General features: G+C 67.1%; 30 protein-coding genes and 4 pseudogenes. 20 read left to right on the top strand and 14 right to left on the bottom strand.

The features are described 5' to 3' along the window. The first annotated feature begins 295 nt into the window (after window positions 1-295). The 4 genes and pseudogenes from AB0383_RS08550 to AB0383_RS08535 all read left to right on the top strand — a co-directional run bounded on the left by AB0383_RS08550 (window position 296) and on the right by AB0383_RS08535 (window position 1,835). Window positions 296-1,087 (top strand): hypothetical protein, encoded by a 792-nt coding sequence (locus AB0383_RS08550; protein ID WP_366186096.1) that lies wholly within the window; start codon window positions 296-298, stop codon window positions 1,085-1,087. 109 nt (window positions 1,088-1,196) lie between these two features. Next, a pseudogene (locus AB0383_RS08545) lies at window positions 1,197-1,361 on the top strand (pentapeptide repeat-containing protein); the annotation flags it as partial. 201 nt (window positions 1,362-1,562) lie between these two features. Further along, window positions 1,563-1,628: pseudogene (locus AB0383_RS08540) on the top strand (hypothetical protein); the annotation flags it as partial. Continuing rightward, window positions 1,617-1,835 carry a pentapeptide repeat-containing protein gene (locus tag AB0383_RS08535; protein WP_364189471.1) on the top strand — a complete coding sequence of 73 codons (219 nt, stop codon included), beginning with the start codon at window positions 1,617-1,619 and terminating at the stop codon, window positions 1,833-1,835. The pseudogene AB0383_RS08540 and the gene AB0383_RS08535, both read left to right, overlap by 12 nt. A 168-nt stretch (window positions 1,836-2,003) precedes the next feature. On the opposite strand, the pseudogene AB0383_RS08530 reads toward AB0383_RS08535, so the two are convergent. Both AB0383_RS08530 and AB0383_RS08525 read right to left on the bottom strand, forming a co-directional pair. Continuing rightward, window positions 2,004-2,117: pseudogene (locus AB0383_RS08530) on the bottom strand (IS5/IS1182 family transposase); the annotation flags it as partial. Between the two features lie 480 nt (window positions 2,118-2,597). Then, window positions 2,598-3,089 (bottom strand): Rrf2 family transcriptional regulator, encoded by a 492-nt coding sequence (locus AB0383_RS08525; protein ID WP_364189468.1) that lies wholly within the window; start codon window positions 3,087-3,089, stop codon window positions 2,598-2,600. A gap of 104 nt (window positions 3,090-3,193) precedes the next feature. Here AB0383_RS08525 and AB0383_RS08520 point away from each other — a divergent pair, with 104 nt between their 5' ends. Next, window positions 3,194-3,925 (top strand): NAD(P)H-binding protein, encoded by a 732-nt coding sequence (locus AB0383_RS08520; protein ID WP_364189465.1) that lies wholly within the window; start codon window positions 3,194-3,196, stop codon window positions 3,923-3,925. A 1,462-nt stretch (window positions 3,926-5,387) separates the two neighbouring features. Here AB0383_RS08520 and AB0383_RS08515 read toward each other — a convergent pair. Then, window positions 5,388-5,876: a recombinase family protein gene (locus tag AB0383_RS08515; protein WP_364189462.1), complete on the bottom strand. Its 489-nt coding sequence runs from the start codon at window positions 5,874-5,876 to the stop codon at window positions 5,388-5,390. Window positions 5,877-6,316: 440 nt separating this feature from the next. Here AB0383_RS08515 and AB0383_RS08510 point away from each other — a divergent pair, with 440 nt between their 5' ends. Then, complete coding sequence (locus tag AB0383_RS08510) at window positions 6,317-6,589, top strand: IclR family transcriptional regulator C-terminal domain-containing protein (RefSeq protein WP_364189459.1); 273 nt, start codon at window positions 6,317-6,319, stop codon at window positions 6,587-6,589. A 127-nt stretch (window positions 6,590-6,716) separates the two neighbouring features. After that, window positions 6,717-6,908 carry a hypothetical protein gene (locus tag AB0383_RS08505; RefSeq protein ID WP_364189456.1) on the top strand — a complete coding sequence of 64 codons (192 nt, stop codon included), beginning with the start codon at window positions 6,717-6,719 and terminating at the stop codon, window positions 6,906-6,908. A 52-nt stretch (window positions 6,909-6,960) separates the two neighbouring features. Here AB0383_RS08505 and AB0383_RS08500 read toward each other — a convergent pair whose 3' ends face one another. Together AB0383_RS08500 and AB0383_RS08495 are read right to left on the bottom strand one after the other, a co-directional pair. After that, window positions 6,961-7,386, bottom strand: coding sequence for a MarR family transcriptional regulator (locus AB0383_RS08500; protein WP_364189453.1), 426 nt, complete (start codon window positions 7,384-7,386; stop codon window positions 6,961-6,963). 161 nt (window positions 7,387-7,547) lie between these two features. Next, window positions 7,548-8,576 (bottom strand): aldo/keto reductase, encoded by a 1,029-nt coding sequence (locus AB0383_RS08495; RefSeq protein ID WP_366186092.1) that lies wholly within the window; start codon window positions 8,574-8,576, stop codon window positions 7,548-7,550. A 220-nt stretch (window positions 8,577-8,796) separates the two neighbouring features. Here AB0383_RS08495 and AB0383_RS08490 point away from each other — a divergent pair, with 220 nt between their 5' ends. Both AB0383_RS08490 and AB0383_RS08485 read left to right on the top strand, forming a co-directional pair. Further along, on the top strand, window positions 8,797-9,690 hold the full coding sequence (locus tag AB0383_RS08490; RefSeq protein WP_366186090.1) for an MBL fold metallo-hydrolase: 894 nt from the start codon (window positions 8,797-8,799) through the stop codon (window positions 9,688-9,690). Between the two features lie 71 nt (window positions 9,691-9,761). Beyond that, window positions 9,762-10,091, top strand: a complete 330-nt coding sequence (locus tag AB0383_RS08485; protein ID WP_364189443.1) for a hypothetical protein — start codon at window positions 9,762-9,764, stop codon at window positions 10,089-10,091. 61 nt (window positions 10,092-10,152) lie between these two features. Here the strand turns inward: AB0383_RS08485 and AB0383_RS08480 are convergent, their stop codons facing one another. Then, the gene (locus AB0383_RS08480; RefSeq protein ID WP_364189440.1) at window positions 10,153-10,416 is read right to left on the bottom strand and encodes a MerR family transcriptional regulator; all 264 of its coding nucleotides are present in this window, start codon (window positions 10,414-10,416) and stop codon (window positions 10,153-10,155) included. A 175-nt stretch (window positions 10,417-10,591) separates the two neighbouring features. Here AB0383_RS08480 and AB0383_RS08475 point away from each other — a divergent pair, with 175 nt between their 5' ends. The 5 genes from AB0383_RS08475 to AB0383_RS08455 all read left to right on the top strand — a co-directional run bounded on the left by AB0383_RS08475 (window position 10,592) and on the right by AB0383_RS08455 (window position 13,263). Then, on the top strand, window positions 10,592-10,882 hold the full coding sequence (locus AB0383_RS08475; protein WP_364189437.1) for a hypothetical protein: 291 nt from the start codon (window positions 10,592-10,594) through the stop codon (window positions 10,880-10,882). Window positions 10,883-11,181: 299 nt separating this feature from the next. Further along, window positions 11,182-11,613: an Hsp20/alpha crystallin family protein gene (locus tag AB0383_RS08470; protein WP_364189434.1), complete on the top strand. Its 432-nt coding sequence runs from the start codon at window positions 11,182-11,184 to the stop codon at window positions 11,611-11,613. Window positions 11,614-11,739: 126 nt separating this feature from the next. Then, a complete protein-coding gene (locus AB0383_RS08465) occupies window positions 11,740-12,132 on the top strand; it encodes a hypothetical protein (protein ID WP_364189431.1) in 393 nt (130 codons plus the stop codon). Further along, entirely contained in the window at window positions 12,129-12,461 is a 333-nt protein-coding gene (locus tag AB0383_RS08460; RefSeq protein WP_364189428.1) for a J domain-containing protein, read from the top strand. The genes AB0383_RS08465 and AB0383_RS08460 overlap by 4 nt, the downstream gene beginning before the upstream one ends. Before the next feature lie 202 nt (window positions 12,462-12,663). Continuing rightward, window positions 12,664-13,263 (top strand): hypothetical protein, encoded by a 600-nt coding sequence (locus AB0383_RS08455; RefSeq protein ID WP_366186086.1) that lies wholly within the window; start codon window positions 12,664-12,666, stop codon window positions 13,261-13,263. Window positions 13,264-13,928: 665 nt separating this feature from the next. Here AB0383_RS08455 and AB0383_RS08450 read toward each other — a convergent pair. After that, a complete protein-coding gene (locus AB0383_RS08450; protein ID WP_366186084.1) occupies window positions 13,929-14,513 on the bottom strand; it encodes a DJ-1/PfpI family protein in 585 nt (194 codons plus the stop codon). Window positions 14,514-14,590: 77 nt separating this feature from the next. Between AB0383_RS08450 and AB0383_RS08445 the strand changes: the two genes are divergently transcribed. From AB0383_RS08445 to AB0383_RS08435, 3 genes are all read left to right on the top strand, one after another. Next, window positions 14,591-15,562, top strand: a complete 972-nt coding sequence (locus AB0383_RS08445) for an AraC family transcriptional regulator (protein ID WP_366186082.1) — start codon at window positions 14,591-14,593, stop codon at window positions 15,560-15,562. Between the two features lie 565 nt (window positions 15,563-16,127). Next, window positions 16,128-17,288 (top strand): serine protease, encoded by a 1,161-nt coding sequence (locus AB0383_RS08440; protein WP_366186080.1) that lies wholly within the window; start codon window positions 16,128-16,130, stop codon window positions 17,286-17,288. 120 nt (window positions 17,289-17,408) lie between these two features. Beyond that, a complete protein-coding gene (locus AB0383_RS08435; protein ID WP_366186078.1) occupies window positions 17,409-17,552 on the top strand; it encodes a hypothetical protein in 144 nt (47 codons plus the stop codon). A 149-nt stretch (window positions 17,553-17,701) separates the two neighbouring features. On the opposite strand, the gene AB0383_RS08430 is transcribed toward AB0383_RS08435, so the two are convergent. Further along, window positions 17,702-18,016, bottom strand: coding sequence for a hypothetical protein (locus AB0383_RS08430; protein ID WP_366186076.1), 315 nt, complete (start codon window positions 18,014-18,016; stop codon window positions 17,702-17,704). A 217-nt stretch (window positions 18,017-18,233) separates the two neighbouring features. Here AB0383_RS08430 and AB0383_RS08425 point away from each other — a divergent pair, with 217 nt between their 5' ends. Both AB0383_RS08425 and AB0383_RS08420 read left to right on the top strand, forming a co-directional pair. Continuing rightward, entirely contained in the window at window positions 18,234-18,551 is a 318-nt protein-coding gene (locus AB0383_RS08425; RefSeq protein WP_366186074.1) for a hypothetical protein, read from the top strand. Further along, window positions 18,539-19,237, top strand: a complete 699-nt coding sequence (locus AB0383_RS08420) for a hypothetical protein (RefSeq protein ID WP_366186072.1) — start codon at window positions 18,539-18,541, stop codon at window positions 19,235-19,237. Before AB0383_RS08425 ends, AB0383_RS08420 begins: the two co-directional genes overlap by 13 nt. Before the next feature lie 787 nt (window positions 19,238-20,024). On the opposite strand, the pseudogene AB0383_RS08415 reads toward AB0383_RS08420, so the two are convergent. The 6 genes and pseudogenes from AB0383_RS08415 to AB0383_RS08390 form a co-directional block, all read right to left on the bottom strand. Next, a pseudogene (locus tag AB0383_RS08415) lies at window positions 20,025-20,165 on the bottom strand (aldo/keto reductase); the annotation flags it as partial. 77 nt (window positions 20,166-20,242) lie between these two features. Continuing rightward, on the bottom strand, window positions 20,243-20,443 hold the full coding sequence (locus tag AB0383_RS08410) for a hypothetical protein (protein ID WP_366186070.1): 201 nt from the start codon (window positions 20,441-20,443) through the stop codon (window positions 20,243-20,245). A gap of 113 nt (window positions 20,444-20,556) precedes the next feature. Further along, window positions 20,557-21,006: a nitroreductase family deazaflavin-dependent oxidoreductase gene (locus AB0383_RS08405; RefSeq protein WP_366186068.1), complete on the bottom strand. Its 450-nt coding sequence runs from the start codon at window positions 21,004-21,006 to the stop codon at window positions 20,557-20,559. Window positions 21,007-21,140: 134 nt separating this feature from the next. Then, window positions 21,141-21,761, bottom strand: a complete 621-nt coding sequence (locus AB0383_RS08400) for a LysR substrate-binding domain-containing protein (RefSeq protein WP_366186521.1) — start codon at window positions 21,759-21,761, stop codon at window positions 21,141-21,143. 214 nt (window positions 21,762-21,975) lie between these two features. Further along, entirely contained in the window at window positions 21,976-22,794 is an 819-nt protein-coding gene (locus AB0383_RS08395) for a zinc-binding dehydrogenase (protein WP_364189392.1), read from the bottom strand. Between the two features lie 376 nt (window positions 22,795-23,170). Further along, on the bottom strand, window positions 23,171-23,797 hold the full coding sequence (locus tag AB0383_RS08390; protein WP_364189389.1) for a TetR/AcrR family transcriptional regulator: 627 nt from the start codon (window positions 23,795-23,797) through the stop codon (window positions 23,171-23,173). Between the two features lie 550 nt (window positions 23,798-24,347). Here AB0383_RS08390 and AB0383_RS08385 point away from each other — a divergent pair. Continuing rightward, complete coding sequence (locus AB0383_RS08385) at window positions 24,348-25,133, top strand: alpha/beta fold hydrolase (protein WP_366186065.1); 786 nt, start codon at window positions 24,348-24,350, stop codon at window positions 25,131-25,133. Window positions 25,134-25,319: the final 186 nt, after the last annotated feature.

Here is a 25,319-nt window from a genome sequence, read left to right as displayed (position 1 = left end):
GATCGCAGCTTTCACCGGCCACCCGGTTGCCCGCAGGACCAGCCGCCGCGGCGAGCCGGGAGAGGCATGCCGCGTCTTCCCGTAAGCGGCGGCGCCCCGACGCCGCCGAGCACGAGCTCCGCCGACGGGCCTTCTCCCCCGGCCTGGCGGCGGACACCAACCCCCCGGCAGGGCCCGCTCGCGTACAGCTGCGGTTGACGGCTGCGCCGCTGGTCAGCGGGATCCACTATGGACATGTGCCCGTGCCGGAACCGCCGCTGCGGCTCGCTATCGTCGAGCCGGCCCCGGCGCTCCCATGGGCTGGTACGAGTACTCGCCGAAGCTGGATGGGTGGCGGTGCGTGGTCCACGTGCCCGGCGGGGTGCTGCAATCCCGGACCGGCAGCGACCTAACCGGCCGGCTCCCCGGAGTCCTCGCGTCGGCGGCCGCGCTCGGCCGGGTGGTGCTCGCGAACGCCCGCAACGACCGCGAGTTGCGCATCCTCTGCTGGGCGGCGCACCAGGGTGGTTTCGGTCCGTGGGGGCAGGCCTCCCGCGCCGTCACGCACCTGACCGAGGTCGAACTGGCCCGGTTCACCGAGGAGTACAACGAGCTGGCGCAGCGCTACTACCTGCGCCGATCCGCGCCAACCCCGGGGACCCGGGAGCTCGCGATGCGGTTCTACGCCTTCCCGACCGAGTCCGAACTCGCGCTTCCAACAACCGGCCGGCTGACGGCCGTGATCACAGAAAGCAGAGCGGGCGCGGTGACCGCCCGGCGGGGTCCCGGTGGCCGACTACGACGACATGACCGTGACGTCGGCGCCCGTGCGACGTCCCATGTTCACCGACGTGACGAAGCTCGATGTGCTGGCGACGAAGATCCCGGGCGGGCAGCCGTCTGGCGACGCAACGCACAGCCACCCGCGCGCGACATTGTCCGATGTGACCGAAGATCAGTCGTTCCCGGCACCATCGGCGCCGGCACCAGTAAATCGAAGCTGCCGCTGAGCCCTCTGGCACTGTTCTGGACCATCGCGGGTGTCGTTCTTTGGCGGAGACAGCACGACGGAGGCGACCCTGCTGCACCAACAACAGGTGGCCGCTGAAACCCAACGCCACACGGAGGCGACCCTGGCGCATCAGCAGCAGGTCGCTGCCGAAACCAAACTTCACCAGGAACGTCTCGCCGATGACGCGCGCGTCGATGCCATAGCCCGACGAATCACCGACCTCTACACCAAAGCAGTCGAACAGCTCGGTTCAGAGAAGGCGCCAGTACGTCTGGGCGGGCTCTACGCGCTCGAACGACTGGGCCAGGACAACGCAGACCAGCGTGCAACAATTTTTAACGTACTTTGCGCCTACCTTCGTATGCCATTTCCTGTTCCCGTGGATGATTCTGGGCAGCCCTGCGAGGACGATGGACTTTATCACCAGGAAAAGCAGGTTAGATTGACGGCGCAACGGATTATTGCCAAGCATCGCACCCTTAAATTCAAGCCACGAGAGCCAGACGAGTTCTATTGACGTGGAGTCGACATCGATCTCACGGGCGCAGACTTGTGAGGAGTTCACTGGTCTCGTATCGACCTCACCGGTGCTCGGCTGGATCGAGCGAACCTCGATGGAGCACGTGTGACCAGTTCAAATCTGAGCCGGACTCACTTCAACGGGGCAAGTTGCGTAGGGGCCAACTTGACACGAAACGACTTCTCGATCGCAACTTTACTTGAAGTGGACCTACGCCGGGCAGATCTTATCGGGTCCAAGTTTGACAAGACTTCCAAAGGGGGGAGCAAATTTTACGCACGCGATTATGAATGGTGTGGATCTTCGGGGAGTAAGGACAATTAGACGCCTTGGACTCGAGCCCGATTTCACTAAGGTGAGAGGAAATCCCTCCCTGCCAGAAGGTGTCATGACGCCGGTTGTCAACCCGGACGACTTTGAAGAATCCCTGACGAGGGCGTCTAAGGGATGTCTCGTAACTGCTCTTGTGGTTGGTGGGACTGGTGTTGCGGATCAGTCTGCGAGGAGGATGTTGTGCAGGTGCGCGATGCCGGAGACCGTGTCGTTCAAGGTGCTGGCTGCGCGGCGGTAGTCGCGCAGGATCTTCCAGCACTTCATCCGCGCCAGCACCCGACGTTGGGGCAGGTGCCGCCGTACATCTCCGCCGACCGCTCGTCACGGCCACCCGCTGACCACTACGCCCCATCGTGGCGGCCAGCGTCTTCCCACCTCTGCCGAAACCGATCACGACAAGATCGAAGTGCACGGTGTCCACGTTCGGCATGACTCTCCTCCGAGCTGTCGCGGTCCAGGTCAGGGACCGGCAGAATGTACGTACATTTAATGTAGGACGAGGTCCGCGTGTTTGGTCTTGAGTGTGTTGGGCGTGACAGTTCGGACCCTGGGGAACGCCGGCGGTCGCTGGCGGAGCCGGCATGCGGGAGTCCGGCATCGAACCGGTCGTCGGACATGTCGTCGCCGACCCTTGTGTTCAACCCGGGTCTCGTGGCCCTGATGGTGTAACCGCTCTGCTGCGTGCGGCGTGGGCTGGGTCGGTCACCGGCTGGCTAGGCCAGCAGGCGGGGTCAGCCGGTGAGTCCGGCAGTCTTACGCCTGTGTCTGACGAAGCCAGGTGCTGATGCCGGCCAGAGCGCCCGGGTTGGTGGAGCCGACGTCGCGGGCCAGGTCCGCGATGGACACCGAGCGGAGCGCATCGCGCCACGCCTGTTCGGCGCCGGCCATGGCGCGAGCGATCGCGCAGGGTGCTGTGCAGGCCTCGGGCGGGGTGGCCAGCGGGCCGCGCTGGCGGATCTCCGTGCAGACGAAGGCCGGTGACGGCCCGTCGACGGCCTCGACGACGTCGAGCACGGTGATCGCCCCGGGGGAGCGAGCGAGGATGTAACCACCCGCCTTGCCCTGGACGGAGCGGATCAGCCCGGCGCCGGAGAGGGCCTGGAGCTGCTTGGCGAGGTAACTCGGCGAGACGTCGTGCAGCTGGGCGAGCCGCGCGGCGGGAGCTGGTTCGTCCACCGAGGTCAGCACGACACAGCAGTGCAGTGCCCACTCGACTCCGCCCGACATCTTCACCTCGTCAGTCAATCACACCGTACGACTTGACTCGGATACATGGTGTCCGTGTACTTTCTCGGATACAAAGTGTCCGAGATTGTGGGCATTGGCATTCAGAAGGGTGGGAACAGGTCGTGAAGTTCGCAGTCATCGGCGGGACCGGGCTGATCGGGTCGCAAGTGGTGGAGGACCTGAAGGCGGCAGGGCACGACGCCGTGCCGCACTCGAGGTCCACCGGGGTCGACATCATCACCGGACAGGGCGTGGCGGAGTCGCTGGCCGGCGCCGACGTGGTCGTCAACCTGACCAACTCCCCGACCTTCGACGAGGCCTCGCTCGCGTTCTTCCAAACCTCGATGGACAACCTCTTGGCCGCGGCCGAGAAGGCCGGCATCGGGCACTTCGTCATCCTGTCGATCGTCGGCGTCGATCAGGTTCCGAGGCTTGACTACTATCGTGCCAAGACGCTGCAGGAGGACCTCCTCAAGGCGGGTCCGGTTCCGTACTCCATCGTCCGGGCTACCCAGTTCATGGAGTTCATCGACTCGGTCCTGTCCTGGACCGCCGACGAAGACACCGTCCGCCTGCCCGCAACACTGCTGCAGCCCGTCGCAGCGGCTGACGTTGCCGCCACCGTCGCCCAGGTCGCAGCCGGCGCGCCCCTGAACGGAACCCTCGACCTCGGTGGCCCCGACACCTACCCGCTGAACGAGTTGGGTCGCATCACCCTTGCCGCCAAGGGCGACCGCCGCACGGTCACGGTCGACAACAACGCCGGCATATTCAGCGCCGTAACGGGCGACGTCCTCACCACCAAGGACGGGGCCCGCATCGCTCCCACCCGCTACGCGGACTGGCTGAAGTAGCCCAGCGGCGAGGTGGGGGCGGTGCCGCTGGCGAGATGGCGGCCGTGTTCGAGGTAGGCCTCGGTGATCGCGACGCTGGAGTGGCCGAGCGTCGCGGGAGATTTGGCCGGCCGGGAAAGCCGTGGGCTTCGGCGACGACGGCGTAGAGGTGCCGGGCGAAGTGGGTATGCACGGTATCGGCGATCGCGCGCAGAGCCGTGGCCAGCGGGCGGGGCGATCGGGAATCACTTGCGGTCGGCCTCCAGCTGCACCTTCTCGCTGGCGCCGGTTTCGCCGTCACCGAAAAGAACCTCAAGCTCCAGGGTTGGGAGGTGTGGCACCACGACAAGATCGCAGTACCAGAGACTTTCCCGCACCTCGGGCAGAGGGGTCGCCGACCGTCGTAACGGAGCAAATTCGCGCGGATATGGCTGGTTAGGACGCGATCACCAGTCGGTAGCGGACCACTCCGGCCATACCTCCGGTAAGCCCCATCCGGGACAGCGGTCCTGGATGGGCTTACCCGGTCGGAGGACACAGTCTGTGGTGTCGTGCGCTAGAGCCCGACCGCCTAAGTCCGTCGCGTACTGCGATTCCCACCGCACTAGCTGTGGGGCATGTGACCTTCGGCTTCAGATGAGGCAGTCGGCCGAAAGGGCGTCAATAAGCTCGTGGGCCTCTCTTGCGGCAGGGGTGCCGTTGTCGTTACCGCTGGCCAGCCAAAGCTGAATCTGGAACTTCATTTTTCCCGGATCCCGAGAAATAGTGCAGGCAGGGAAGCCGAGCGCCGATCAACCGTTCTCTATCTCCCTTTTTAAGGTAATTCGATTTCGCCAATAGATCTAGGTGCAATCATGGCGTGTGACCTGCGTCATGACAAGAAACCATTTCTTATGGTGCATATCAAGAGATAGTTCGCGAATTTTGTGCAGACATGTCGAGTAACACCGGGTAACGGAGCCGTGCCACACGGCCGACCTCAACCGGTACGCGCGACCTGCGGGTCGCCGCCGTAACACCCGCGCCCGCGCGACCAGTGAAGAAGGTGTTTCATGGTGGCGCCGGAGACGCGGCGGTTCCTCGCTCCTCGTACATTCGCCAGGCCGGCTGCACCTGGCGGGAGTCGACCTTCGACTCCTGCCCGCCCATGCGGCCGCGCCTCGAGTAGCAGTCAGGCCGTCCATGGGGACCTGTCGGGATACGAGCGAAACGGGCAATTAGCTTCCAAAACCGCTGGTCGGGGCGGATGTGCTTCGAGGTTCTCGGGCAGCATGGTGATCAGTCGAGGTAGCAAAACACGTGATGCGCGACGCCCGCGAGGCCGGGGACAGCTGGGTCGAAGATCGGTAACGCGCTGGGGCATGACCAACCGGCGGTCGACCCCCGCCAGCAGGTCCTGTTGTGCAGGCCTCGGATCGTCCTGCTCAAGGGGGTCCCCGTTGTACCCGCGGAAAATCGGGCGGATATGCCTGGCCGGCAGTGATCAGTTGTTGGTGGCGCGGTGGTCGGCGAGGACGTTGTGGACGGTGCCGACGGACAGCTGGGTGGCGCGGGCGATGGTGCGGATGGACTCGCCATCGGCGTGACGGGCGAGAATGACACGACGTTTCTCGGCGTCGACGACGCGGGGCCGGCCGCCGACCCGGCCGCGTGCCCGCGCGGCGTCCAAGCCGTTGCGGGTTTTGCGGACGATGTCGCGTCGGCGGTCCTCGGCCAACGCCAGCGCCATGTCCAGGATGAGGTTGCGTTCGGTGTGCTCGCCGGCGGCGATGCCCTCGAGGATCTTGACCGCGATACCGCGGGAGAACAGGTCGTTGAGCACGATCAAGCCCTCCAGCAGGTTGCGGCCGAGGCGATCGGCCTCCTGCACGGTGAGCATGTCGCCGGGGCGCATGTAGTCGAGCGCGGCCTGCAGCCCCGGCCTCTCGTCGATCTTCAGCTTCCCGGAACGCCTCTCCTCGAACACCCGCACACAGATCGACCGAGCGCGTCGTGCTGCCGCGCGGTCTCCTGATCCTTCGTGCTGACCCGGACAAGCCCGACCAGCGCCACGTGACCCTCCCCCACGTTCGGAAAACGCGTTCAAAATCCGAGTCTCACCGTGCCGGTAAATGAACGAGTTGATGAACACGACACGCTGGCGCGACGCGGCTCGAGTCGGGTTGTTCAGACCGGTCCGGCAACCGACCGTTTTCTGAACGCACCGATATCACCGGATATCGGTAGTGGTGGCTCGGCGCCCTTCACCGACCCCCCGTCGAGACCGCCTCACTTGCCGGCTGCCGCCCTCAGCGGCCGGAGAGCTGTCGTCATCGAACGCTTGGAGCGGGAGCCGAATACACCGGTGCCTGGTCACGTCGGCTGGTCGTTCTCCCTGCACAGCACCAGCCTCGGCCAACCCCGCTCGCGTAATTGCCGGTAGAAACGGCGCACGAATGGGTCAGGTCGATGCCGTCGCCCAAGCTCACGGCTTCCACCCTGACCAGTGCCGACGGCCTGATGGTGGAACTGGGACGCATCCGTGATGAAGGCTGCGGGTACAACCGCGGAGAATCCCAACCGTCCGCACGAACCGTCGCTGCCCCCGTGTTCAACCACCTCCGTCACGTCGTAGCGGCGGCCTGGGCATCGCGCGCCATCGCGGGTGCTACGCCGACGCGGTCGCCCACTTCAAGGAGACCCTGACCGAGCCGTTGGGCGTCAACGAGCACATGGGGGATGCGCGTCAGCCGCCTGCCCGCCGGCGCGGACGATCTCGAGCGCTGGGGACCATGGCCAAACGCCTGGTACCAGCAGCGCCGGCGGCGCCCCAGTGACCCCCCAAGAGGACCACCCGGTGACCGGCGGCATGACCCGGCTGCACCCACACCTGGAGCTGAGGGGACTGCAGGCGCGCCAATACGCGCTGATGTCCCCGCACATCGTGCCGCCGGCCAAGAAGATCCCGCCGATCACCGAACGCGAATTGGTGCTGTGGAACGCTGGTGCACCGGCTCGTCGGTGAGTGCAGGTTCGCGACCGGTGCAGACGCCTCCGTGAGCGCCCGTTGGGGCGGGTCAGCGGACGAGGGCGCGGGTGAGGAGCTGCTGCAGGACGTCCTTCTCTTCGGCGGACAGGGGGGTCAGGGGGGAGCCCTCGGAGAGCAGGTCGAGGAGGCGTCCGCGGAGTTCGGTGCCTTTGGGGGTCAGGACGAGCTGCTTGGCGCGGCGGTCGTCGGGGTGGGGATGGCGTTCGAGGTAGCCCTGCTCTTCGAGGCGATCAGCGACGAAGGTGACGTTGGAGGGCTCGCAGCTCATCCGTTCGGCGAGTTCGCGCAGGGTCAGCGGGCGGGTCAGCTCGGCAAGCGCGGTGCCTTGTGAGGCGGTCAGGCCGAGGGTGGCCGCCCGGACCCGAACGTGGGCTTCGATGTTATTGGCCAGACCGTTGACCAGCCCGCACAGCAGGCGGTCGGCTTGGACTCGGGTCTCGCGCTTGGTAGCCACGACACAAGTTTACTACCACTTGCATGATTGCAAGTAAAACTGTTCCAGTTGTAACTTTATACATATCCGCCCGGCAGCACCCGTGACCACGAGCAGTGGCGCCTGCTCGGCCTTCTGCTCGTGGTCACGGGTACCGCCGCTCCGGATAGCCGGGGCTGGGGTCAACGCTCCAGCAGGCGCAGGGCGGCTTCGTCGTGGGTTTCGCCGACGGCTGGGGGAAGGTTGTCGAGCTTCTCGATTTGTTCCGCGGTCAATTCGATGGCGTCGGCGGCGGTGTTCTCCTCAACGCGTGCCACGCGTTTGGTGCCGGGGATGGGTGCGACGTTATCGCCCCGGCTCAGCAGCCAGGCCAGTGCGATTTGTGCCGGGGTGACACTCGCTTCGGCGGCAATGGCTTGGACCTCGTCTGCGATACGCAGGTTGCGCTGGAAGTTCTCGCCGGTGAAGCGCGGGTTGTTCTTGCGCAGGTCGGTGTCGTCGAAGTGGCCGGTCGAGCGGATCTGCCCGGTGAGGAAGCCGCGTCCCAGGGGTGAGTAGGGAACGAAGCCGATGTTGAGCTCGCGCAGCAGCGGCAGCACCCGTTCCTCTGGGTGCCGGGCCCATAGGGAGTACTCCGACTGGACGGCAGCGATGGGGTGCACGGCGTGGGCGCGGCGGATCGTCTCCAGTCCGGCCTCGGACAGTCCGATGTGGCGGATCTTGCCCGCGGAGACCAGTTCGCCCAGCGTCCCGACGGTGTCCTCGATGGGGGTGTTCGGGTCGACGCGGTGCTGGTAGTACAGGTCGATGTAGTCGGTGCCCAGCCGCTTGAGCGAGCCCTCGACGGCGGTGCGGATGTTGGTCGGGCTGCTGTCGAGTTCTCCTGCTCCGCCGCGCGCATGCGAGATCATGCCGAACTTCGTCGCCACCACGGCCTGGTCCCGGCGGCCCTGGAGCGCTGTGCCCAGGAGCTCCTCATTGATGTACGGGCCGTAGACCTCAGCGGTGTCGAGGAAAGTGACGCCCAGGTCCAGGGCCCGATGGATGGCGCGGATCGACTCGGCGTCGTCCGTGCCGGCCCCCGTGTAGGCGTAAGACATCGATAACACGCCCAGACCGATACGGGAGACGTCCAAGTCCCCGAGCTTGATGTGCTTCATCGCAGTTCTCCGTTTCTGGCATTTGTCGGACTTACTGGGAGTGTCGAGCAACAGCGGCCGGCCCTGGGGGGCGACGACGGGATAGCCCTTCCCGCGCCGCAGGAGGGACTGCGCACCCCAAGGACGCGACCGACCCAGCCTTTGGGCCAGGCAGTTGACCAGCCCATACAGCTTTGACCATAACTCAGATTATTGCAACTAGTACTGTTCTAGTTGTAACTTTATCTCGTACCGCCGGCTGGCGGCACCTTTCCGAGCACGAGGCAGGACCATGGCCACGACGACCGAGTTCGACCGCGCACGGCTGACCAGCGCACCGCGCGTTCGTTCGCTCCAACTGGGCGAACTGAAGATCACCTATGTCCCGGATGGGCTGTGCCTGTGCAAACCGCGCGGCTGGCTGACCGGCACCACCGACGCGGACTGGGCGGCCAACCGCGATCACCTCGACGATGGCGGCTTCCTGCCCGCAGCTATTGGCGGGCTGCTGGTCGAGCAGGGTGACCGGGCGCTGCTCATCGACACCGGGTTCGGCCCCGAGTCCTACCCCGACGACCCGGCCAACCCGGCGATCGGCGGCATCCACGGCGGTGCGCTGCTGGACGGGCTGCGGCGGCTGGGCCGCGAGCCGAGCCAGATCGAGGCCGTCGCCATCACCCACCTGCACCTCGACCACCTGGGCTGGGCCTGGAGCACCGAGCCCGGCACCGATGCGCCGCCGTTCGCGAACGCCACCCACTTCATCGCGGCCCCCGAGTGGGACCGGCGCGACCTGGCCGCCGAGGCCGGGGCGACCGAGGAACGTCTGGCCGCCTTCGCGCCCCGCGTCCGCACGGTCGAGGACGGCGAGGAGATCTTCCCCGGCGTGCGGGCATCGTTCTCGGTCGGACACACCTTCGGCCACGCCACGTACACCATCACCGGCGGCGGCCAGCGGCTCATCGCGTTCGGCGACGCAATGCACGCGCCGATCCAGGTCACCCACCCCGAATGGGGCTGCACGCTCGACCACGACCCCGCCGAAGCCACCGAGCAGCGCCGCCGCCTGGTCGACGAGCTGAGCCGCCCCGACACCATCGGCTACGGCAACCACTTCGGCGACGTGGTCTTCGGACGCGCCGAACGCCGACCCGATGGCCGGTTCACCTGGGTCCCCGTCGCCTGACCGTCCGCTCACCGGTGGCACGATGGCCCGCCGGACACGGCGGGCCATCGTCGTTTCAGTAGCGCGGGAATGTGCCAGCGTCCGACTTGCTGCAGCCCGCGCTCTCCACCCCGCCTCGCATCCACGACGACGTACAGAAGCTGCTGTACTACGAGGACGTCCTCCAGCGCCGCCGCGACTACCTCCTCGCCGCCGCCGAGGACGCCGCCCGGCGAGCCCGCGAGGCGAAGCCGCCTGTCGACGACCGGCTCGTCGCCGGCGGGGCCTTCGCCGTGATTCGCCTGATCGTCAGCTACCTCACGTGGGGATCCCGGTGTTCGTCATCGGCATCGTGCTGCTTGATCATGGGCGCGATCAACCTGGTCGACGGGGTGCAGAAGACCTTAGGGAAGGACCGGTAATCCGGTTCGGCCGACCAACTGAAGCCTGGTGCGCGCGGTCGGCGGTCCGAAAATGTCGTACCTATAGCTGGCCTTGCAGGCCGATGATGCGGGCGGCGGCGGTGAGGGTGTGGCCTTCGTCGAGTTGTCCGCGCAGCCAGACCACGAGGGTGAGCTGGCGGCGGGAGTAGCGGCGATGGCCGCCGTCCGAGCGCTGTGGGCGCACCAGGTCCGCCGCGTCCAGGCTACGCAGGAACGCTTCCTGCACACTCAGCATCTTCGGGGCCTGCCCGGTGGTGAAGGACGGGTAGTCCGGGTCGTCGAGGTTGCCCAGATCAGCCCCCAAACCTCCGTGACGAGTCGTCACGCAGGCCCGCCACTCCAGATTATCTATAGCTCGCACTTGACACAACTTGCAGTGCGAGCTATAGAAATGGATGGGCGGTACATGACCTGGTGTCGAACACGACGATGTTGCCGGGGAGTGATCGATGATGCCGGACACTACCCACCGCGAGGCCGTGACCAGCGGGTTCGCCGATCTGGTTTGCGCCGATCCGGCCTGGCTGCGCGCAGAGTTCGACGCGATCATGACCGCCAGTTTCGACGTTCTTCCTCCGTATCCAGCGAGGTCCCGGCCTGGATCCACAGGTCCGCAGCGATCCGGCCGCCCGACCCGCACCGTCACCACCGGCGGCCCGCTGGTCGGCGTGGTGCCGGCCACACGAGGTGGGCATCGACAGCGTTCCCCTCCGCTGATCGGCGCGCTCATGTGGTCAGCGAACGCGATGGTGACCTCGAAAGGCAGGTGATGCCTGCATACCTGGAGCCCGCCCGGCTGTAGTTCTCTCACCCGGCGGGGATGCCTGCTTCGACAGACGGCCGAGAGACCTGGCAGTGGTCCCGGCCCGGCGTCTCGTGGCGCACCCCTCGCGACACCCCGGCCCGGGGTTACGGCAGCCGGGACGGGCCCCAGGTAATCGAAGTCGAAGTATCGATCGCACACCCAGCAGTCTCGACACGTGGTTTCCAACCGAACAGGTTGACGAGCCGCCTGCGGTCCCAGCGCGCCGGTGGCGGCGTACAGGGAAGGAGCAAAGGAGGGATGGTCATGTTGATGCGGACCGACCCGTTCCGGGAGCTGGACCGGCTGACCCAACAGTTCTTCGGCGCCAACGGCACCACGTCGCACCCGGCGGTGATGCCGATGGATGCCTACCGGTCCGGCAACGAGTATGTGGTGCAGTTCGACCTGCCCGGTGTCGCACCGGACGCCATCGACTTGGACGTGGAGCGCAACGTGCTCACCGTCAAAGCCGAACGCACGCCGGCCTACGACGAGGGCACCGAGGTCCAGGTGTCCGAGCGGCCACGCGGGGTGTTCTCCCGCCAGCTGTTCCTGGGTGACACCCTCGACGCGAACAGCATCGCAGCGCACTACGACGCGGGAGTGTTGACGCTGCGTATGCCGATCGCCGAACAGGCCAAGCCGCGCAAGATCGCCATCAGCGGCGAGAGCGAGTCCAAGCAGATCAACGTCTGAGCGCCCGGAACCCTGGCTCGGCCTTTTGGCCCCGCCCGCGCCGCATCGAACGCTGCCGGGCGGGGCCAGCGACTACCACGCCCACCCCGTGCCGGGTCGAGCACAGCATGAAGGAAAGCGGAAGCGATGGGTACCACCCAACGCCGACCGGTCACGATCGCCATCGCGCTGGCCACGACGGCCCGCGACCTTCGGCGCGCGGTCCGCGCGGCCGACCCGGCCAAGACGCCTGGCCTGGCACAGCTGTGTGACGCCGGCTGGCAGCTGACCCAGCTCACCGGCGAGCTGACCGATCTGGTGACCCTCCTGGCCGAACACACCGGCCACCACACCCAACGTCCCGAGCAGCTTCGCCGGGTCGACGGCGCGCCGGGCACCGCACATCTGGCCTCCGCATGCCGGGAACTGGCCACCCTGCGACGCGCCCTCGACACCGCCCACATCGCGGCGCGCGATTACTACACCAAGATCAGCCAGCTCAACCCAGCTGCGCCCGGTTCGCTCCGGTCCTCGCCATGAACCCCGCTCACCCCGCAGACCTGCCCGACCCCTACGCGGTGCTCGGCGTGGCTCCCGGCGCCAGCGCCACCGAGATCACCGCCGCCTACCGGCGCGCAGTCCGTGACTGCCACCCCGACGCACCGCACCCGGACCGCGAACGACTCGCCGCCGTGATCACCGCCTACCGCCACCTCCGCGACCACCTCACGAGGCAACCCACCAAACCTCACCGGCGCTCCACGCCGGGCCGCGACATCCACGTGCGCGTGCACCCCCACACCACTCCGCCAGAACCAGACGTGCGCGCCGGCCCCGTCCACCACCACCCTGACCGAAAAAGCTGGTGACCCGGCGAATCTGGCCGGCGCGGTGGAGTGCCGGGCCCGGTCAGCTCACCGATGGATCGTTAGACCTGACCGGCTTCCAGTAGCAGCGCCGAAAAAACAACGGTTGGTCGTGATGCTCCTGGTCAGGGCCGTCCCATCATCTGTGTGTCATCGCGTTTGCCGTGGGGCCCGGGGTTGGCTGGCGGGAGAGCTTGGTGAGGATGTGCCCGATGCGGAGATCGGGCGGTTGCGGTCGTGGCCGGAGGAGCTGGGTCGGGGCGAGTTGATCCGGTTCTTCACGTTCGGCGCGGATGCTGGACGAGTTGCTGGCCGCGCGGGCGAAGGCCTCGGAGCACAAGCTGGAGTTGCTGGAGCGGACCTCGTCGCCGGCGGAGCCGCGGGTGAACTGCGCGAGGAACTCATCTGCGCTCGCCTGCTCCGGCATCGTGGGTTTGCGCACGGGGCGGAAACCGACTCGGTGGAGCGGTTTCACGACAAGCTGAGCTTGATGATCGTGCGGTCGGTGCCGACGGACTCAATGCGGATGGTCAACTCGTTGACCGTCACCACCGAACCGGGGCCGCCGATCACCCTGAAGAAGCCGTTCTGGGTGGCTTGGCATGGCGGGTTTCCGCCCGTGCAAGCGAGGTGGAAGTCGGAGAACCCGCTGACCGAGTTGATCTACAGCTCGACCTCCCTGTCGGACATCGCCGTGGGCGTCACCACGGCGATGGTCGGCGGCGGCGAGGAGGTTCCGGGCAGCAGCGACAGCCGCCGCCCGGTCTGGACCTCCACCTCCCAGTTGCCGTCGAGGCAGGCGTAGATGTCGGCACCGGCGGGTGGCAGCGTCACCGACACCGAGCTTCTGACCGGGGGTTACCGACGTGGTGGCCGGCGGCGCGGAGCCCGGGACCGGTGAGGTAGGCGTAACCCTGTTACAGCCCGCCATCCCCAGCGCGACGACCACCACACCGCACCACCGCGCTCGCCGATTCACGGGCCCAATCCCCTCCTGATCGCCGGATGCGGACCCTACGGGCAACCGCCGGGAGGGGTCCCGCTGAGACGGCCGGGATCCGGCCACAGCCCCGACCGCCGCACCGCCTTGGTGAGCAGTTGCCGTTAGCGCCGCCGCGACCCGCGCCGAGCGCCTGCTCGGCCCACAAGCAGCGGGCTGGCCACCGCGGAGGGGATCACTTTCTCAACCTGGAGGACGAAACCAGCATCGCCAATGCAGCTGAAGAAACGACACGACAACTGAGACTGACCATGGCGACATCTGCATGAGACAGCTCAGAAACACCCAGGTCGCAGAAGATCGAGACGTCACACCCCGCGAGAACCTACACTTGTTCGTGATAACCCCTGCTCGGGTCGGCCTACGACGACGGCGCCGCCGGCGCCGGCGCCCGCGAGGTCCCGCAGGCTCCGCCGGTGACCTGGGCCCGCGTGCCACGCGGGTCGTTGGCGAGAACCTCGAGGACGTGCTCAGGCAGGCTGCTGCTCGAGGGTGCGCAGGTGCGCCATGATGCGGTGCAGTTCGACGGGAAGATCGCCAGGCTTGCGGGCGGTGAAGATGGCGCCGTCCTGGACAACCGGCTCGTCGATCCACGTGCCGCCGGCAGCCTCGATCTCGGAGCGTACCCCGTACCACGCGGCGAGCCGGCGTCCTTCTGCCAGCCCCGCGGAGATCAGAACCTGGGGACCGTGGCAGACCAGGCCCATCGGTTTGTCCGCGGCGGCGAAGGCCCGGATGAACTCGAGGGCCTGAGGGCTGCCCCCCAGCTCGACCGGCGCGTAGCCGCCGGGCACGTACAGCAGGAGGTAGTCGGAGGCGGCGACGTCGGCCACGGCCAGAGTCTGCGCGATTCCGAGGCCTGCTGCTCCGGTGAGGGCACCGCCCGAGGGCGTGATGACGTCGACGTCGTATCCGGCCTCGACGAAGCGGTAGTAGGGGTAGAAGAACTCGATGTCCTCCACCTTGTCGGCAGTGAGGATGGCGATACGGCCCTTGCGGGGCTCGTTGGTCGGCACGGCGACACGGATGTCGGCGACGGGCACGGTCTCGGGCACGGGATACCTCCTGGGGTGCTGCTTCTGTGGATCTCTTACAACCTCTAACCTAGGTCGAGGAAAGGAGACGGAAAATAGTGGACAGTCCAGATAATGAAATAGATCGTCTAGGACCGCTGGACCCTCTCGAAAACATCCTGTCGTTGACCGGCGCTCGGGCCCGGCTCACGGCGAGGCTCGCCGGTCACGGCGACTGGGCAGTGCTGTTCCCGGCGCCGCCGGGGGCGAAGTTCAACGCCGTGCTGGAAGGCACCTGCACGCTCACGGTCGACGGGCAGGCGCCGCTCACGCTCCGGGCCGGGGACGTCTTCCTGCTGACGCGACCGGCCGAGTACGTGCTGGCCACCTCGCCCACGGTCGGCGTGCAGCCGGCCGCACCGTACTTCCACTCCACGCCGGCCGAGGCGGCTCTCGTCGGATCACCGACGGAGCCGGTCACCGCCCGCCTCGTCGGCGGCAGCTTCGAGTTCGACGGCCGGGCCAGGCAACTGCTGCTGGACGGGCTGCCCCCGGTCATCCACCTCCCCGGTCACGCCGAAGGCGCCCTGACGACCCAGCAGATGCTCACCCGGATCGATCGCGAACTCCGCCAGGACCGGCTCGGCTCCCGTATCGTCGCCGAGCAACTCGCCCTCGTGATGCTCATCGATCTCCTGCGCCACCACATCCGCGACGCAACTGCGGGCCGAGGCTGGATATACGGTCTCGCGGAGCCCGTCACCGCGACCGCGCTGCGCGCGATGCACGCCGACCCCGCCCGCCACTGGACGGTGCAGCAACTCGCCGACACCGCCCACGTCTCCCGCTCCACCCTCGCTGCCCGGTTCAAACAGGCCGTCGGCCAGGGTCCCCTGGAGTACCTGACCCGCTGGCGCCTGGAACTGGGAGCCGACCGGCTGGCCAGGACCGATCAGGGCATCGCGGCCATTGCCCGCTCCGTCGGTTACGGCTCGGAGACAGCATTCAGCCTGGCGTTCAAGCGGATGACCGGCCAAGCACCGGGCGCCTACCGCCGCCGGACCCGCGGCCACACCGACGAAGCCGCCTGAGCGGTGTGCCGGTGAACGAGCCGTCCGGCGTGCCGGCGATGGTGCCCCGGAGAGTGCTCGGGCTGTCGCGGCTTGATCAGGCAGGCCGTTCGCGGGGCGCGCGCCGGCGGCCTGACCGAGGTCGGATCGTAGGACTAGGCGCCGTACCACCAGATCCGGGCGAGTTCGCGGGCAAAGGGTGGCGTCGCCGCTGCCGTCGTCGGCGCGAATGTGGTGAGCGATCGCCTGGGGGCCTCCCCAGATGATGCTCCGGCTCGCGGCGACCGCGTCGACGTCGGCCGGGGTCGAGCCGCGGGCGATCTGGAGCAGCAGTTTGCACCGGAGGTGCGGCTGCCGAACAGGTCGATGCCGTCATGGGCCCAGCATGCGGGTAGATCGACAGTGTCCTCGTCACGACAGCCGGCCCGCCCAGCCTCGACCGGCACCGGCCGAGTGACCGATCCGGGCCCCCAGCGGCATAGATCTTATGGATAACTCCATCCTCGACCGCAGCCGGACGCGGCGGCAGGGATAGCGCCCGTAGAAATTCTCCTGGTAATGCAGTTCATCCTAAGGAGAAAGCCTGATGACACACCCTGAACTCCGCCGCGGAGCCCGCCGGGCAGGAATACTGGTCTCGGTCTCAGCAGCCCTGCTCACCGGTTTGGCCTCTGCCGCATCCGCGATTTCGCACGGCACCGACGCTCCCTCCGGCGAGGCACCCTGGATGGCGACGCTGGCCATCCCTGGCACTGGTCCGCTCACCGAACGCGGCTACTGCGGGGGAACGCTCATCGCCCCGGATCGCGTATTGACGGCCGGGCACTGCGTGTTGGACAAGTCCCCGGCCGACTTCGAGGTCTATTTCGGCGCCGACCAGCTCTCCCAGACCCACGAGGCACCGCACCAGGTCCGCGGCTGGTTCTGGCATCCGGGCTGGCGCGAGATCGACACCGACGACGAATCGTTCGCGGCCCATGACCTGGCTGTGGTCGTGCTCGACCGGCCGGTACTCGACGTTCGACCAGCACAGTTCGCGACGCCCGCCAAGGTCGCTGCCGCCGTGAAGCGAGGGGCCACCGGACAGGTCTACGGCCATGGCCGCACAGAGCACACCGACCCGGCAAAGGGCGGGGAGACGGACCGCCTTCAACAGGCCGCGATGAAACTGCTCCCGCCCGGGCAATGCGCACCGGACATCCCGCAGGATTCCGTGGGCAGCTCCGGATTCTGTGTCACCGGAGTGCCCGCCGGTCCGGCCGATCCGGCACCGAGCGTCTGCGCAGGCGATTCGGGCGGACCGCTCATGCTGTCCACGGCGGACGGCCCCGAACTTGCGGGAGTGCTCAGCGCGGAAAGCGGCAACGAGTGCGACGGCGACGCGCACCAGGGCGAGCTCATGAACCCCAGCGACTGGCGAGAGGAAGCCCTGCGCCCGAATCCCGAACTGGCACCGACCGGGACGCTGCGGATCGCGGGAACCCCGGCCGTCGGTCAACGGCTGGACGCCACGGTCGACGGGCTCACACCCCGCTCCGCCGCCGTACGCTACGACTGGTATCAGGAAAAGGTCACTGACACCGGCTTCAAGTACTTCGTCGCTGTCGAGGGAGCCACAACCCCGGCCTTGACCGTTTCCCAGGACCTCCTCGGCAAACAGCTGAAATGTGTCGCAACACTGACCACCTCGGCAGGCGAAGTGCGGCTGGAAGCACTCGTGCCTCAGCCCAGGGAATTTCAGCGGTGACACCCGAAAACGCCCGAAACGATGGCTGGCCGAAGGTGCCGGACGAGGTCACCGGCGCCCGGCCCGTCGAAGCCTTCGGCGACCAGGGCGTTGCGCAATTAGCTGAGCACCTGCGCCGCCGTGATCTTCCTGCTCGCCATCCTGGGCGGCTGCACGGTGGCCGCATTGACCTACCTCGCCAGCGACACCGTGCCGGGCGCGAACCTGGCCGGGCTCACCATCGTCGGCGGCGTGATTCCCGCACTCCACAAACTCCTCGGCTGACCAACCGCTGAGTCCCCCAGCTGACGTTGCGACCCCTACGACCACGACCTCGACTCCCGCAGCGGCCGAACGGGTAAGCAACCGATTACTCACCGAGGTGAAACTGATGCTGCTGGGCCGTAGATCCGCGCACGTTCGAAGCACGACGCTCAGCCCAGCTCGAACAGCACAGCCTGCTCCTGGCGGGCAATGTCCACACCGACGATGCGTCGACACTTACGGCAGGTGACCTCGCGCGCGCTCGCCTGCAGCTCCCCCGCCGCCCCGAGTCCGGACCAGCCCTGTCGGCAGGCCGGCGCGGGCAACGTCAGGCCGTTGATCCAGTCACGCCAGATCACACCATGCACGGTCTCCGACGTGCCGATCCGCAGGTTCATCCCCGCGAACATGCGGTGCTGCGCCGCGGCGAACCCGGGCGGGTCCACCCGGTGCACCGGGAACAACGGGATCGGCTCTGCGCTCACCAGACCAGTATGCAGCGACCACCGACGTTCTCGAGCGGTGCGAGCATCGCGGCCAGGCCAGGGGATCGACGCGGCGAGTTATCCACAACCCGCACGAAGCGATCGCCTATCGTGCGCGCCGGACTCGCCATGCGGGCGTTGAGCCTCGAACATGAGTGCGAGTCTAACCACGGGGTTTGCGGCTGCGCCGCTGGTCAGCGGGGTTGACGATGGACAGGTGCCCGTGCCGTCACTGCCGTTGCGGCTCGCTGTCGCCGAGCCGGCCGCCATGCTGCCCGAGGCCGGCCACGGGTACGAACCCCAGCTCGACGGCTGGAGGTGCCTGATCCACGTGCCTGCCAGGGCGGTGCAGTCCCGCGCCGGCAGCGACCTGACCGACCGGTTCCCCGGCGTCCTCGAGGCGGCGGCCACACTGGGCCGGGTGGTGCTCGACGGCGAGATCGTCGCCTACCGGCCGGAGGGGCGCCTGGACTTCGCGGCGCTGGCTACGGGCCGGTGCGGCACCGCGCCGAGGGCGTCACGGTGGTGTTCGTAGCGTTCGACCTGCTCGGCAGCCGCGGCCACGACCTGCGGACGTTGCCGTACTCGCGCCGGCGGGAACGGCTTGAAGCGGTGATCGGCGCGGGCAACGCCGGCGTGCAGCTGATGCGCTCGACGTCGAGCTGGCGCGCGTGGATCAGCGCGGAGCAGGCCGCTGTCGGGGTCGCGGGGTCCGTCGCGAAGCCGCTGGGCAGCCGGTACCCGCTGCGCGGTGGCCGCGCGGGCTGGGTGAAGGTGCGCCACTTCGACGACGTCGACGCCCTGGTCCTCGGCGTGACCGGCTCCCCCACCCGACCGACGGCGCTGGTCCTCGGCCAGACCGACCGGCGGGCAGGTGCGGGCGGTGGGGCTCTCGACCACGCTGTCGCGGCCGGCGCTCGCGTCCCTCGCGGGCAGACTCCGGCTCGCGCCCGGCGGCTCCGTGCGAGCCTCAGGAGTCGTGGCCGGCCTGCCCGGCAACGAAGACTTCACCTACTGGCCGGTCGAACCCGGCGTCATCGTCGAGGCACGCGCGGACTCCGCATTCGAGCTCGGCCGCCACCGACATCGGCTCCCCGTGGTCAGGGCGAAACCCTTCACCACCAGGCCATGAGCCCCAGGTCAGGGGTTCGTCGGCGCCTCACCGCGTTTCAGGGCGGCAATGGTGGCCCGGATTCGCTCTTCTTCTTCGTCAGCGGCTGAGCCCATGCCGGTGACCCGGTCCATGTGGACGACCAGGAGGGCTTCGAGCCGATTCAGCCATTGGGCGTTCGACTCGCCGGGTCTCTGCTGTACCTGGTCAACCATGCCCTCAGAGTACGGCTTCGCCCTGACCCGCGAAGCCGCTTGGAAGCCGATCGTGACTACGAAAATGGGATATTTGTTACGGAGATTTCGCACGAAAGCGCACGCCCAGTTTGCCGGGTTTCCGCAACGGTCTCGTGGGCCGTCCTTGCAGGAGTAGCACGAGTGATACCGGTGCTACAGATGAGAGGTCGCTTGGTCAGGGGCATGGATCAGCGCCCGTGACTGCAAGGATCTTGGTCGTGCCTCCCACACCGACACCAGCCATGATCGGGGCAGCACTCGGGCCTGCGGTGGACCCTCACCCGGCGGACACCGGAAATTTTCCTTGACGTGCCGGTCTGACCGAATTCCGGTGTGGGAGGCTGCGAACATGTGGGGGCAGTGAGGCTGCGCTTTCGAAACGAGAGCGGCACGGAAGTGGGGCGGCTGCGCCGGCAGGTACGGCGGCGGTATTGGCGTGGGATGCGCCGACTCATCCAGTTCGTGGTGAGCGACGACCCCGACGGAGCCGAGAGCCTCCTCCGGCTGGCGCGAAAGCGGGCAAGCCGCTCCGCCAACGACCAGCTGGTGTTGGTGAGGTTGCTGATCGACGTGGCCGATTCGAGACACGAGACCGGGCACACAGAGGAAGCGATCACCGCACTGTGGGAGGCCGCCGAAACGGGCCGGCGGGGACTCCTCACGTGTCAATGCTGCGGTAGCCGGCGTCGAGCGCGGTCTTGACCGCGGCCTTCGTCTCGGCGGCCGGCACCTGGAAGACGCCGAAGCCGAGCTGCGGCATTTCGACGCCGTTGTTCAACTTGGTGACAGGAACGCTGGTCAACGCAACAAACCCTTCTGTATGAATGAAGAACTCACGGAACGAGCGGCCTGCTCAGAGACGACGGAGGTGCCGCACGATCAACTGTCGGAGTTGCGTTCCCTCTCCTCCGCCTTTTCCTCGACCACTACAGCGTCGTGGAAGCTGCGTAGTTCCGCCTCGTAGATTTCCCGCTCCGGGACGTCGTCGCCGTCCGGGTCGGCGCTGCCGGCGACCTCGGCGAGTTCGAGATCGACCACTTCGTGGAGCTCGCGGATCACTGGTTTGGGCTTCTCGGTCATCGTTGCTCCTGTGTGTCATCGACGTGGCGCTTGACCCGGCGACTCCGCGACCAAGGTCGGCGCGGGGCCTTTGACCCGAACTCGGTGTGAAGGGGTCACAGTGCCGAGATCGGTCACCTGCCCGCAACCGGCTCCAGTACGAACACGGGAATCTCCCGGTCGGTCCGTCCCTGGTATTCCGCGTACGGCGGGTACACCGCGACTGCGCGCTCCCACCACTCGGCCTTCTCCGCGCCGGTGACCTCACGCGCCCACATATCGCGGCGGACTGGGCCATCCTGCAGTTCCACGTGCGGATCGCCCTTGACGTTGAAGTACCACACCGGGTGCTTCGGCGCGCCACCCTGAGAGGCAACCGCCACGTACGTACCCTCGTGCGCCACCCGCATCAGCGGCGTCTTGCGGATCTTCCCGCTTTTCGCGCCCCGCGTCGTCAGGATGATGACCGGCAACCCGACGTCGGGTGAGACGGTCCCCTCCGTCCCACCGGAACTCTCGTACAACGCCACGTGATCGCGCACGTACTCCACCGGACTCGGCTCGTACTCGCCCTCGAGAGGCACGGTTCCATCCCTTCGTCGCCGTCACACATCTTCGGACCCTGGGAAACAGCGGCAGCGGAACGCCTCGTCCTTACCGGCCTTCTCGCCACCTCGTGCTCACGCACCGAGTTCCTGCAGAATGCCGATCACCGCACTCACTGCGGGAGGGAGGTCTCGGCCGGGTCGGAGAGCTCCGGCAGATCGATCCCGTCCCGGCCGGCGAGCGGATGCTCGGTCCGGACCACCAGCGACACGACCTCGTCGTGGAGCGGCACTCGGATGAAGTGTTCGTCGGTCGGCTGGGCCAGCCGACCGACGACGAGGTCGAGGCGTCCCGACGCCAGCTCCGAGAGCAGCCTGCGGGGCCACGCCTCGTTCAGCTGGACGGTCAAGCGCGGGTGTCGGGTCTTCAGCGCCTCGACCGCCCGCGGCACCAGGGCGTTCGAACCGGTGAGGTGAACACCGATCGACACTGTTCCCAGATCGGCGTTCCGGAGCTGAGCCACGTGCGTCCCGGCCTGGCGAATCTGGGACACAACAGCCTGGGCGTGCGCGGCGAACGCTTCACCGAACAGCGTCGGCGACAAGCCTCTCGAATGCCGGTCGTACAACGAGACTCCGAGGACTTCTTCGAGTTCGCGCAGTGCACGAGTCGTAGCCGGCTGCGTGACGCTCAGGTCGTCGGCGGCCGCGACGAGGGTGCCGCGACGCGCGATCGCGTCGATCAGCAGTACATGCCGAATCTTCAGACGCCCGGCGAGGAGGTTGGGCGGCATCACAGCGCTCGGCATATCGAGGTACGTAGCTCTGGCCCTCATCGGCAACGTGGAAACACCCCCTCAATCCGCCTGCGAATGGACGCGTGACGGGTGGGTGCCCGGGTCGCCCGGCCCGGAGATCGGCTAGACCCCCTGAGCGCTTCCGCGTACAGGTCGTTAGGTGCCGATCCATCGCGCCGTCTTACCGGCAATCTTGCGATTGTTCCTCGGTTCACGTTCCCGAGGCACCATCGCTGGTCACCGGCGGACCACGGAGCAATGTCGCCATTCCGCTTGGGCGACGAGCGGCAGGGTCAGCCTGTCCTCGCTCAGCAGTGCACACAGCGTCGCGAGCTGGGTGGAGTCCGGGCGCACGTGGACGTCGGCGACGCTGACCACGCCCGGCCGGCTGCGGGTCGCCGGTGATCGTCGCCATCCGGCCGCCTTCCCGCACTGCCAGGATGGTCTCGGCGCTGGCTCCGGGCACAGCGTTCGGGGCCGTGTCAACGCCGACGCCACCGGCCAGCTCGCGGACCCGATCCGGCCAGCTTGTGCCGTGGTAGTCGACGGCTTCAACCGCGCCGGCCTGCCTCACCCGAGCCGCGCTCAAGGGCCCGGCAGTGGCGATCACCCGGGCTCCCCGCATGGCGGCGAGCTGCACTACCAACCCTGCGGTCGTCCCGCCGGCACCGTGGACAAGCAGTGTCTCGTTCTCGGCAACCTCGAGCGATTCAGAGACCACCTGCTCCGCAGTCAAAGCAGGCACCGGGACCGCCGCTGCCGTTTCCCATGCCACACCACGAGGCTTCGACACGACCAGATCGGCGTCGACAACCACCCGCTGGGCCCAGCAGCCCTGGTGGCGCAGCGGAAACGGATGGCCGAGAACCTCGTCGCCCGGCCGCAGTCCCGCAACCTTCGAACCGACTGCGGCAACCGTTCCGGCCACCTCCACACCAAGCGCCATCGGCGGTGTCAGGCCGACGGACCACAACCCAGAACGGACGATGTCATCCCAGCCGCCGACGCCCGCCGCTTCAACTTCGATCACCACTTCACCGGACCGGGGCCATCAGGCTCCAGGAGGTCCAACAACCAGACCCGGCCACCGATTTCACGCACTCCGGCGGCAAACACCACGCTTTCTCCAACCCACTGGCAAAGCCCGAATCCATCTCGCGACGACACGCAGGGCGCACCTGGCGTGATCTGCACGACTCACCAACCGGCCAGACCCGCGAGTCCCGCCACTTCGAAAAGACTCGTTGGGCTTGTGGTCGTCCCATAACTGGCCGACGAGAGTCGTCTCGTCTGCCGCCGGGTAGGCTGTCCGAGCATCAATGGGTGCACCCCTGTGAGTAGCAACGCACCAAAACTCGCCTACCGTATAACTGGAGTGTCTACAGTGGTGGCCTGTTCATGACGACTCACACCTCGAGAGTACGAATGTAGCTGATGGCCATGTCGAGTGCGATGCGCATGGACTTGACGTCTCCCTCGGTCCGGGCGAGCAGATACCCGCCCCCGAACGCGCCTATCAAGCCGATGGCCAGCCGCTCCGGGTCGGCGTCACAACGCAGTTTCCCTGCTCTGCGCATCCGCCGCAGACCGTCCGCAATGAGGCCACGCCAAGTTTCAACGTGGCCGGCCAGGATGGACCGAGTTCGTTGATTCTGATCAGACAGATCGCCCGCCAGAGAACCGAGCTGGTATCCGTAAGTCCCCTCGCGCAGGCCGATCCACTCGATGATCGAATCGCACCAACGCTCGAGCCCGTCCACCGAGTTCAGCCGGCGCAGGTGCGCCCCGTGCACGGCGAGCAGATCTTCTGAATGATGTTCGATCACATCTTGGACCAGTGAGTCCTTGTCCGCATAGTGCCGGTAGAGCTGCGACTTGCTCGTACTGCTCGCTGCGCGAACATCGTCGAGCGTGGTGGCGGCTATCCCTTTGACCGTCAGTACATTCGCCGCAGCGCGGACGATCCGAGCCCGGGTCGCTTCCCCCCGCGCCGTCAGCCGGACAGGCTCCATCGTGCTCTCCGCCTCCACCACCTCGACAGCCTGTGTTGCCAGATGACGACGATCACCCGGGACGCGGTGACCACGGCAACCGTCGAAGCTCCTGCCACCTTCCTAACAAAAGAGGACCAGAAAGTCCAGAAGCCGTCCGCCGAACGAGGAGGGACGCGGCCTCGACAACGCTGTGCAGACTTCTTGCCTATTCGTCCCTTGCCCGCCCCTCGGGGCGACGCACGATGGCGAACGAGGGTTCGTCAGCCGCGAGATCGATGCCCAGGGCCGAACGCGGGCGGAACCGACGCCAGCGCGGAGCGCCACATTGGCCGCCCGGAGCTCCGAGTTGCCGCTGCGCGGAGCTCCGGGCACCCGAACCCGGCCGCGACACGTTGCTGGGCCCAACACGGGTTCTGTCCTCGCACGCAATGGCAGCCGCTCCTTTTCGGCCCACCCGCGGCGGTAAGACTCGGCCGATCGCCGCCTCCAACACTCCGGCACGCCCGAAAGACACGGCATCGCCCTCGAAAACACGAATACCCGACTCGGTGACGAACAGGAGCACTTCTCGGTGGCACGACGGACTCTGTTGAGCTTCACCTCGCAAGGACCCGAGGCGGAAACGACGATCGTCCTCGTGCACGGGCTCGGCGGACGGCGGGCGCAAACCGCTGCGCTGGCCGACGACCTGAGTCGCGACTCGCACGTCGTCTCGGTCGACCTCCTCGGACACGGCTCATCGCCTGCCGGGCAAGGCGCGGACGGTATGAGGGCACAGATCGAGGCACTCCGGCAGCTCATCGAAGACCTCGCGCTGGCGCGCGTAGCGCTTGTCGGCCACAGCGCAGGCGGAACAACAGCATTGCGCATGACGAACGAGGTGCAGGAGATCGAGACCGCCATCCTCCTCGATTCCTCGCTCATCATCAGTGACGCCGTCGAAGACTGGGCAGATCACCTGGCGAGCTCACTCGACCGCGACGGCTTTCACAAGACTGTGACGGACCTTCTCCGTGCCAATCTCGGCGACAAGTCCATGGCGACGATCTCCGACGAGGTCAACGAAGCCGTCAAACACACCAATCCCGAGGTCGGCGCCGCGCTCCTGCTCGACGCCGTAACTTTCGACGCGCCAGGTGAGATCCGACGAAGCCCATCGCGGCTCTGCTACGTCAGGTCCTCCCGGCCGATCACCGCCGCGCAACTTCACGCAGTGCGCTCGGACGTGACCTTCCACCGCGTGGAGCACGCCGGCCACTGGGTCCAGATGGAACAACCATCGAAGGTCGCCGACATCATCCGCCGCCACGTATCCGCTCCGACAGGCGTGCCAACGCACGTTACGGGGTCACAGCCGAGCGAGGCGTTGCCCTAGGCAATTTTGTTGCAGACCGTCCACCGGCACACTTTCACTGAACAGTGCCGACAACTCCTTGATGAGGGACCGTGGTGGCACCTGACCGAACCTCCCACACACTGCCCGGGCTGACGGCGCCCGCGGAGATCGTGGTCGACCGCTGGGGTGCACGCAAGGCCGATTCGGTCGCGCGAAGCGGTGGCG

The organism is Amycolatopsis sp. NPDC051373, from assembly GCF_040689465.1.
GTDB lineage: Bacteria > Actinomycetota > Actinomycetes > Mycobacteriales > Pseudonocardiaceae > Amycolatopsis.
Note: the sequence above shows the minus strand (reverse complement) of the source record. Positions and strands in the feature narration are given on the sequence as shown.